A 9,639-nucleotide genomic window follows, 5' to 3' on the forward strand; every position below is an offset into this window, starting at 1 on the left:
TTTCTTTTCTCGCAAGCATGCAACGGGAGGTCGGACTTCCGTAGTCCGGGGATGTTGTTTGCCTGGGAAGGCCTGCCGTGGGGACCATCACCCCTCATTTGTCGCGTGCCGATGCTCAGGTCAAGCCCTGAGTCGGATTCATCGCGATTCGCCGGTTCTTGGGACGGCGACCTGTCACGGTTGGCATCTCATCGAACCCGTTCAGTTCCGCGACCGCGACGTCCCACGTCACCGTCCGGCAACCCCACGTGCCGCCGCCCAGATGCGTGCCGGCGCGCTCCCAAAACGGTGGAGGGCCACCGTACTCCAGGGCGCTTCGCGCGCGCCGAGGCCACGCCCGAACGAGGCGTCCGCCCCCCCCGCGTTGCCGGTGGGGCGGTTTCAGGGATACTGCGGGCATGCGTCTGCTCATCGCCGTGACCGGGGCCAGCGGTTCCCTGTACGCCCAGCGCCTGCTCGACAGCCTCGACCCGGCGCAGCACGAAATCCATGTGCTGCTCAGCCAGTATGCACCGCAGGTGATCGCCGCGGAACTGGAGGGTGGCCTCCGACTTCCCGACGGTGTCGCCACCCACAGTCACCGCTCGATGAACCTCCCCTTCGCCAGCGGTTCCAATCCCCCGGAGGCCATGGTGGTGATCCCCTGCAGCATGGGGACGCTCGGGCGCATCGCCCACGGGGTCAGCTCCGACGCCCTGCTCCGCTGTGCGGATGTGATGCTCAAGGAACGGCGGAAGCTGCGAGGGGTTGGCCACAGCCCTTCACTCCACCCCGGAGGCTGTCCTCGCCGAGTACCGCCAGTGGCTGTTCACGCAGGGCGAAGAGCGGGAGGGCACCGACGCGGAAGGGCAACCCCTGCGCCGCGGGTTTGAGCGGGAGACGGTCCTGAAGGTCCTGGCGGCCCGCGGACGGGTTTCCGCCCCGGAAATCCTCCGGCTTCGCCTGCGCTACTTGACCGATGGCGCCATTCTGGGGAGCCGGGAAGTCGTCAACGATCTCTTTGTGTCCATGGACCTGTCCCTTTGATCCTTGGTTCTGGCACACGTGGGTTGAACCCATCGCCCCCCGAATTCACATAGCCGCCAAGCTCCTGCCAGAAAATCACCCCCGACCACGGAAAAACCGCTGGTACAGCGTTGAGGCGGCCAGCGCGGCCACCGCCACGCCGAACAGCGCGCCGATGCGATACAGGTTGTCGAGCCGTGCGAGGTCATGGAGGAACAGCTTGAGCAGCGCCGCGCCGAAGAGCGCCGCGCCCGCCAGCCGCGCAGGCCGCCAATCGCGCAACAACCCCGCAATCACCAGGCCGAGCGCAAACGCCGACCACGCAAGCGTGTAGGTCATGTCCCGGGGGAGGTTGCCGGTGTACGAAAGGTCCAGCGTCGCGTGGCCGGGTGGTGTGAAGAAGTGCGCGATCTGGAGGTTCACCAACACGAACAGCGCCGTCGTGCCCATCGCCAGCAGCAGCCTGCGCCCGTGCGGCAGCGCCGTGTCATCGGAGAGCCGGGCGCCCGCGTACAACGCCGCGATCACCACGGCGAAGGGATACAGCAGGCCGTTGAACACCGGGAGACCGTCCGGCAGGCCCCAGGTGACCACATCCGGGTTAAGGATCAGCCGGGCAAAGGTGCCGATCAGCACGGCCGTCCCGGCTCGCACCAGCCCCGCGTGCGGCACGCGGCGGAAGAGCGCCAGCAGCGCGGCGCCCTCGAGCGCGAAGCCGATGGTCAGCCACTGGTGATCGAGTTGCAGCGGCAGCGCCACCGTGACCAGCAGGAGTGCCGCGCCCCACAGCCAGGCCAGCGCCGTGAGGCGGTGCGGATTCCCCCGCGCCAGGCGGCGCGCCGCCCACCAGGCGACGAGGCCGGTCGGTACGGCCAACGCCAGGGGCACCAGCGCCGCCGGCACGGCAGGCCAGACGTGGTGCACCACGCCCAGCAGCGGAAGCAGCAGCAGCGGCCCCGCCAGGGCGGCGGCGATCCACCAGGCCGGGTGTTCGTCGTCGGCCCGCCGCAGCCGCGGCGGCATCCCCGTCAGAACCACCGCGAAACCGACCAGCCACGCCAGCATCGCCGGCCCCGACCACGGCATCGGCATCGGCCGGCGGAACTCCTCCACCAGCAGCCGGCTGCCCGGCAGCAGCTCCGTGTACGCGGCCGGATCGGTCGCGAACAAGGCCCAGACATTCGCAATCACGCCCGCCACCAGCACCGCAGCCGGCGCCAGCACCGGCAGGTCAAGCCGGCTCGCACCCGCCAGCAGCCACGCGGCCAGCAGGGCCAGGCCGAAGAAGACCCAGCCCGGTCCGGTGAACTGGGAGTTCAGCAGGGCGAGGAGCAATGGCAGGGCCGCGGCGATGACCGTGCCCCCGAGCGCGACCAGCCGCGGTGCCGGCTCGTTCGGGCTGGCCGGCACCGTGTCCTCGCCGGGCTGGAAGGCGCTGCGGCCGGTCAGCGCCAGCAGCACGACCGCCGCCGGCAGCCAGGCGGGGTGCAGCGCCGGCGGTCCAAAGCTCACCCAGAGGCCCAGCAGCACGGCGAGGCCGATGGCCGGCAGCAACGCCACCCAAGGCGGCAATCCCACGCGCCGGGCCAGCCCATGCTGCGCCGTGCCGTGCAACGCGCCGGCCAGCAGCAGGAGGCCGACGACCGCAGTGGCGTTCTGCGGCCGAAACGCCAGCGAAGCGCCGACCCCCCACCCCAACAGCCAGACCACCGCGAACCCGAGGACCAGACCGGTCCCCGCCGCCAGGTCCGGCAGCGCCCGGGTTGCTTTGAGGCCGGCCGTGGATGCATCCGCCGTTTCCCCGCGGCGGGCGTGCCACCAGGCCGCCCCGCCGAACAGGGCCAGCAGCGCCAGCGCCACGCCCGCGCGCTGTGCATCGCCCAGCGTGTGCAGACCGGCCCCCAGCGTGACCGCCGTGCCGAGGCCGGCGAGCGGCGCCAGCCAGCCCCACCCGCGCCGCAGCACCACGGCGAGCAGGCCCGCGTTCAGCAGCCCGATATACGTGAACCGCGCCACCGGCGACTCCAGCCCCTGCGGCAGCAGGAACGGTGTGATGAAGCCCGCCAGCGAGCCCAGCGCCGCGACGCCCGGCGACTGCAGCCGCAGCGCCAGCCCGATGGCCGCCGCCGTCACGCCGGCCAGCAGTCCGAGCGTCGCGCCCGACGTGAACGGTGCCAGCCGGTACAGCGCGTGGCCCACGTAGCCCGCGGCGTAGGCCACCACGATGCCCGCCCCGACCAGCGCCTGCGCCGTCACGCGGTAGCCGCGGCGGTCCGTGAAGAGTCCGCCCGCCACCAGGCCCGCACCGGTGAGCAGCCCCAGCAGCACCCGCACCGCCGGCGGCAGGAGGTTGTGGTCCATCGAGTATTTCAGCCCGTAGGCCGCCGCCAGAAACAGCGCGAAACCGCCCACCCACGCAAACAACCGCGCCCCGAACAGGCTCTCCCACGTCCGGCCCGCCCCGGCCTCCGACGCCGGTGGCGGCTCGTCCTTCGCGATGGCGGCGAAGGCCTCCGTCGGCACCCAACGCGGCTCCTCCGGCGGCGGCGGCGGCGGCGGCGAAACCGGGACTGGCTTCGCGGCCGGCACCCGCACCTCATGGCCACGGAGCAGCCATTCCGCCGCGGCCGAAGGCGCGCGGGCGGACGCGGCGACCGGGGCGGACTGCGCGAGCCGATACTCCAGGTCGCGGACCCGCGCGGCCAGCTCGTTGACCGCACGGCTCGCCGCCCCGGCGCGGAGCAGCGCCACGATGGGAAGAGCCACAAACAGGGCGAGGATCAGAATCAGTAGGGTTGTCATGGTGCCTTTCGCCGCCCCGGGAAGTTGGTGTCCGGGGCCAGTGGCACGCATCGTGGGCAGGCTCGCCGCCGGGGTGTTAGTTGATAAAACTGAAGGCGCGTTTCACCGGATCGAACATGAACCTCCACCACCTCGAGCTGTTTTACCACGTCGCGCGACACCGCGGCATCAGCGAGGCCGCCCGCCAGATGCCTTACGGCATCCAGCCGCCCGCCATCAGCAGCCAGCTCCGGCAGCTCGAGGAGGACGTGGGCGCGGTGCTCTTCCAGCGCCGGCCCTTCGCGCTCACCCCGACCGGGGCCGAGCTGTTCGCCTTCGTCGAGCCGTTCTTCGGCCGGCTGCCGGAGCTGGACGACCGTCTCCGCGGCCGCGTGGCCCGCCCCCTGCGCATCGGCGCCTCCGAGATCGTCCTGCGCGACCACTTGCCCGCCATTCTCGCCGATCTGCGGCGGACGCATCCCGGCCTGCGCGTGGACCTCCGGCAGGGCTACCTCGCCGAGCTTGAGCGCGCCCTCCGCGCCGGCGAACTCGACGTGGCCGTGACCCTCTGCGACGCCACGGCCGCCGAGGGCCTGCACACGGAACCCCTGATCGCCATCCCGCTCGTCCTGCTCGTGCCGCGCGCCAGCCGCTGGCAGACGGCCGAGGAAGTGCTGAGCCAGGACCGCATTGCCGAACCGCTGCTGGCGTTGCCGGCGGAGGAACCGATCCCGCGCCGCTTCCAGCAGCGCCTGGCGGAGCGCGGCATCGCGTGGGCCGCCGACATGGAAGTGCCCTCGCTGACGCTCATCGAGACGTATGTCGCCAACGGCTACGGCCTCGGCCTCTCGGTGGCCGCGCCGGGTGCGGCGCCGGCGCTCGGCGTGCGCGCCCTGCTGCTGGAGGACTTTCCCCGGCTGACGCTCGGCGTCCTCCGCCCCGCCCGCACCGCGCCGCTGGTGGACGCCTTCACCAGCGCCGTTGTCGCCCGCGCCGCCGCACTGCGCGGGCCATGGCCGCAGCCGTGAGTTCGCGCCAATATCCCTCACCGGCAGAAAGGCGGTGGTTTTGCCTTCCTCGCCAGGCCCGGGCTGGGAAGGCGCAGCGGTGAGGCTTGCCCGAACCCCGCCACGCCGGGACGTCCCATTCCGCTCCTCGATCCGGGCTGATGACGTTCAGCGCGTAGATCATCGGCAGAGCCTCACGACAGAGGCGCTCGAAGCAGCGTCCGAAACTGGCGTGGAGTTCGGGACGGATGGGTTCGATGAAGCCACCGTTCCAACCAGCGCCAATTGACTTGGCGATTCGCCGGTTCTTGGGACGGCGACCTGTCACGGTTGGCATCTCATCGAACCCGTTCAGTTCCGCGACCGCGACGTCCCACGTCACCGTCCGGCAACCCCACGTGCCGCCGCCCAGATGCGCGTCGGCGCGCTCCCAAAACGGTGGAGGGCCACCGTACTCCAGGGCGCTTCGCGCGCGCCGAGGCCACGCCCGAACGAGGCGTCCGCCCCCCCGCGTTGCCGGTGGGGCGGTTTCAGGGATACTGCGGGCATGCGTCTGCTCATCGCCGTGACCGGGGCCAGCGGTTCCCTGTACGCCCAGCGCCTGCTCGACAGCCTCGACCCGGCGCAGCACGAAATCCATGTGCTGCTCAGCCAGTATGCACCGCAGGTGATCGCCGCGGAACTGGAGGGTGGCCTCCGACTTCCCGACGGCGTCGCCACCCACAGTCACCGCTCGATGAACCTCCCCTTCGCCAGCGGTTCCAATCCCCCGGAGGCCATGGTGGTGATCCCCTGCAGCATGGGGACGCTCGGGCGCATCGCCCACGGGGTCAGCTCCGACGCCCTGCTCCGCTGTGCGGATGTGATGCTCAAGGAACGGCGGAAGCTGCTGCTGGTCCCGCGGGAGACCCCGCTCTCCCTGGTTCACGTGAAGAATTTCGAACTGCTGCTGCTGGCCGGCGCGGTGTTGCTGCCGGCCAATCCGTCATTTTACAGCCGCCCCGGCTCGGTCGGTGCCGTCGCGGACACCGTGGTGGCGCGGGTGCTCGATCACCTCGGCATCCCGCACCGCCTGCAGGCGCGATGGTGCGAGGAGCCGGAGTAGAATTCGGAGCAGGCCGGCTTCAGACCGGAGTCACCTCCGATGGCTCCAGTCGGTCACGTCCCCCGTCCCGAGACTGACGCAGCACATAAAGGCTGACGGTCACGAGGTGGACCGCGAAGGCTGCAAAATTGGCCCAGGCAAGCCCGAGGGCGCCGTGTGTCGGAATCCAGGCGATGGAGAGCCCGATCAGCACGGTCGCCCAGATGACGTTCAGCAACAGACCGGTCCACATGCGTCCCTCGCTCACCAGGGACTGGCCGATCATGTTGAGGGTCGCCGTGATCACCGCGGCACACGCGAGAACCCGCAACACCGGCGCCCCCTCCGGAAACCCTTCGCCGAACGCCGTCATGATCCATGGTGCGGCCAGAATGGCGGGCACGGCCACGAGGGACGCCGTGATGAATCCCAGGACCAGCTTGATCCGGATGATCCGAAAGTACTCTCCACCGCGCGCGTGTTTCCACAGGTGGGTGAGCACCGGCAGGCCGGCCGTCGCGACCATTCCCGGAATGTACAGGATCATGATGCGAACCTGGTGGGCTGCGTTGTACTGGCCCATCTCGGCACCGCCTCCGGGCTGATGCATCAACAGGGCGCCCACCAGCCAGTTCGCGGGCAGGACGACGCCCCCCGCCAGCACGGCCGGAAGCGCAAACCGCCACAGTGCCGGCACCTCATCGAGCCATCCGGAGAGGCCCGTCTTGAGTCCGGCACGAACCAGCGCTGCGCGCACGGCGAGCGAGGATACGACCAGACCGACCGCCATGCCGCAGATCATGCCCACCAGGCTGCCGGGAAGTCCGCCGGAGTAAGCGCCCACCACCATGCCCAGTGCCTGCGCCACGCTGGTGATCGCGGTAACTCGCGCCAGGACCCGAAAGGCCTCCAGCCCGGCCAGGATGCCCTGGTTGGCATCCTGCAACGCCCCAAGGACGAGCATCGGTGCCGCCAGGCGCAGTGCGAACCCCAGCGCGGGCTCGTTGAGCGAGACGCGCGCCAGCCAGGGCGCGCAGGCCACGATGCCAATCGCTCCGGCCGTCGCGAGCAATCCGGCGCCGAGCGGCGCCAGCGTTGCCACACGCCCCGCCCGATCCGGTGCCGTCTGGCGGTAGAGGGCGAGAAACCGGGTGGCGGTCATGCCCAACCCCAGGCTGGCGAAGACCCCGACCATGAGGAAGGTGTTCTGGATCATCCCCAGCTGACCAAACATGGTGTCGCCAAGAGTCCGGGCCACCAGCAGGGACGCCACCAGCATCAGCCCGCGCGAGGCCACGCCCCCCACCACATTCCACGACGCGGCCCGGGCGAAGCGGCTGCGTCCGGAAGACCCGGAATACTGAGACTTCAGGAGTTCCCAGCCGCTCCTCCACCAAGGCGTCCCCGGCGCCCTGAAGGTCCCGCCCGGCGGTGCTGCATTCACGCCAAAGCCCCTCCGTCCCGTCCTGCCAGACCCACGGCGCTCCAGGCTGCCGACCCCGGGGCACGGCCGCATGCGTCGGAGACCGGATTGAGGAGGTTCACCAGGCGGCGAGCCTGCGCATGCCGGTACCGGGGTGCCAAGGACCGTTTGACAGGACCGTTCGGCGCGTCGGGATCTGGTTCGCTCCGGGGCGAACCCCGATCCCGGGCCACCCTCAACGCCCCGCGACGCCCCGCGGCTTGCCCGGACGCCCCGATCCCCTGCACGCTGGGGTGGTGCGGATCGCGTTCAAAGAGTGGGCGGTCGTCGTCGAGGCACTTGGACGCGGCCGCCAGTCGCTCATTCTCCGCAAGGGCGGCATCGCCGAGGGGCCGGACGGCTTTGTTGTGGATCATCGCGAGTTCCTCCTCTTTCCCACGCGGTTCCACCAAGAGGCCGGGCAGGTCGTCCCCGAAGCCCGGGACCTCCTGCCGCCACCGGCGGGTTCCGCCGCGGTCCCGCCGCCGGACCGGGTTCTCATCGAGTTTTTCGCCGTGGTGACCGGTTGGCGGCAATTGCGATCGCTGGACGAGGCCCTGGCGCTGTCCGGTCAGCATGTCTGGACCCCGGAGGTCATTGCCAGCCGGTTCGATTGGGGCGGTGAGGCTTCAATTAGCATGATCGCGCTTCGCATATTCCGACTTCCCCGTCGCCATGACCTGACGCTTCTGCCGGCATACGGCGGCTGCCGCTCCTGGGTGGAATTGACCGAGCCGCTACCCGTCGAAGGGGCCACCCCCGTGCTGAGCGAAGCCATCCATTCCCGCCGGATGGCCGCCATCGGAGACGCCCTGGGTGCCCCATGGCTCCCGGCGCCCACAAGAGGTTCGCCGGCACGAACGCCGTGACGGAGGACCGTGGGTGTCGAGCCCGGCGGCTGCATGGATGCTTGGCGCGGCCAGTGGGACACGATAAGACGGGGCTGTCATGAAACGGCCGCTGGCAGTCGCCAATCCAACCCGGCAGTCCAGACTCCGTCCCCTGATCCACCGGGGCCGGGGTGTCGCACCGCTGCTGCTGGCGGCATTGACCGGCCTGGCGTTGGTCCCGGGATGCACGACGCCGCCGACCGCCGATTCGCCCGCCGGGATGACTTATTCCCGGGGGAGCCTTCGCGCGGTCGAGGACGCCCCGATGGACCGCGTCCTGCGCGCGAGCCGCGCGGCCCTGCATTCATTGGACATCACGGAACTGGACCTTCAGGCGTCGCAGATCGCCTCATTGATTGACGGGAGAGCCCCCGACCTGACGAAGGTCTCGGTCAAGATGCGGGCATTGTCGCCGACCAAGACCGAGCTGAAAATCCGGGTCAGCACGTTGGGCGATGAAACTTTGTCCAAACAGATCTACGAACGGATTCAAATCGTCCTCGCGCCGTAGGCCGATACGTGTCCGTCCGGATTTCGAACCCACACGTTTCCCACATCCGATTTGACTCGATGCGCACGCCCACCCTTGCAGCCGCCTCCGGCCTGGCCCTCAGCGTTGTCCTCTTCGCCGCTGCGGGCTGTCATTCAAAACCTCCCGCACCGCGTCCGAAAGTGACCGGCACGCTCCAATACGATCACCTGGTGGTGACGCCGGGATGCACCATCGAGTTGCGGCTTGATGACGTGACCCTTGCCGATGCGCCCGCAGTCAACCTGGCGCTCGAATACATCAGCCCCCGGGAAACCGCTCCGATTCCCTTCGAGCTGCACTACACGTCCAAGGCCATCAACCCGGCCCACCGGTACGTCGTCGCCGCCCGCATTCTCTGCGGCGGCGAACTTGTTCTGATCACCGACACCGCCTTTCCCGTGCTGACCCATGGGAACCCCACCAACGTGGTGGTGACCCTGGTCCCCGCGACCCGGTGACCGAGGGAAGCCCGGGCGGGCGTGCTCCCATTCCGGCGTGGCTCCGCGCGTCGCCGGATGTACCGTTGGGCGGCGCCTCACCCCACCGGCGCACCCCCCGGGCTCACGCGCCCTGAAGCGCACGCGCAACTGCCGGCCGGGCCTGTGGGGACTCCACAGGCGCACGGCTCCGCGGAGCCCCACCGGGCTGGGGGACCGATGGGTGGTCTGATGGGCCGCGGATCTCACCTGGTGGGGTGAGGCCTTGACCCGGTGGGGTGAGGCTCCTGCCGAACCGTACGTGGGACTGCGGGGTGACGTGGTGGGGACTGCATGGGCGCACGGCTCGGCGGGAGGTTCGCCCCACCGGGTTGGGGGACCGATGGGTGGTCTGATGAGCTGCGGGTCTAACCCGACTTTCGCAACTGGAGAAGAAAAAGG

General features: G+C 70.0%; 8 protein-coding genes. 6 read left to right on the forward strand and 2 right to left on the reverse strand.

Annotated elements, in window-relative coordinates; all coding sequences use genetic code 11:
* Nucleotides 1-398 precede the first annotated feature (398 nt).
* Nucleotides 399-872 (forward strand): hypothetical protein, encoded by a 474-nt coding sequence (locus KF791_12050; protein MBX3733313.1) that lies wholly within the window; start codon nucleotides 399-401, stop codon nucleotides 870-872.
* 229 nt (nucleotides 873-1,101) lie between these two features.
* Here KF791_12050 and KF791_12055 read toward each other — a convergent pair whose 3' ends face one another.
* Nucleotides 1,102-3,807 (reverse strand): DUF2339 domain-containing protein, encoded by a 2,706-nt coding sequence (locus tag KF791_12055; GenBank protein ID MBX3733314.1) that lies wholly within the window; start codon nucleotides 3,805-3,807, stop codon nucleotides 1,102-1,104.
* 80 nt (nucleotides 3,808-3,887) lie between these two features.
* On the opposite strand from KF791_12055, the gene KF791_12060 reads away from it, so the two are divergent.
* Nucleotides 3,888-4,814 (forward strand): LysR family transcriptional regulator, encoded by a 927-nt coding sequence (locus KF791_12060; GenBank protein MBX3733315.1) that lies wholly within the window; start codon nucleotides 3,888-3,890, stop codon nucleotides 4,812-4,814.
* 526 nt (nucleotides 4,815-5,340) lie between these two features.
* Nucleotides 5,341-5,898 (forward strand): UbiX family flavin prenyltransferase, encoded by a 558-nt coding sequence (locus KF791_12065; protein MBX3733316.1) that lies wholly within the window; start codon nucleotides 5,341-5,343, stop codon nucleotides 5,896-5,898.
* A gap of 19 nt (nucleotides 5,899-5,917) precedes the next feature.
* On the opposite strand, the gene KF791_12070 is transcribed toward KF791_12065, so the two are convergent.
* Nucleotides 5,918-7,321: an oligosaccharide flippase family protein gene (locus KF791_12070; protein ID MBX3733317.1), complete on the reverse strand. Its 1,404-nt coding sequence runs from the start codon at nucleotides 7,319-7,321 to the stop codon at nucleotides 5,918-5,920.
* Between the two features lie 275 nt (nucleotides 7,322-7,596).
* On the opposite strand from KF791_12070, the gene KF791_12075 reads away from it, so the two are divergent.
* From KF791_12075 to KF791_12085, 3 genes are all read left to right on the forward strand, one after another.
* Nucleotides 7,597-8,208 (forward strand): DUF1802 family protein, encoded by a 612-nt coding sequence (locus tag KF791_12075; protein ID MBX3733318.1) that lies wholly within the window; start codon nucleotides 7,597-7,599, stop codon nucleotides 8,206-8,208.
* A gap of 79 nt (nucleotides 8,209-8,287) precedes the next feature.
* The gene (locus KF791_12080; GenBank protein MBX3733319.1) at nucleotides 8,288-8,740 is read left to right on the forward strand and encodes a DUF3568 family protein; all 453 of its coding nucleotides are present in this window, start codon (nucleotides 8,288-8,290) and stop codon (nucleotides 8,738-8,740) included.
* 59 nt (nucleotides 8,741-8,799) lie between these two features.
* Nucleotides 8,800-9,219: a YbaY family lipoprotein gene (locus KF791_12085; GenBank protein ID MBX3733320.1), complete on the forward strand. Its 420-nt coding sequence runs from the start codon at nucleotides 8,800-8,802 to the stop codon at nucleotides 9,217-9,219.
* Nucleotides 9,220-9,639: the final 420 nt, after the last annotated feature.

It is taken from the genome of Verrucomicrobiia bacterium, from assembly GCA_019634635.1.
Lineage (GTDB): Bacteria > Verrucomicrobiota > Verrucomicrobiia > Limisphaerales > UBA9464 > UBA9464.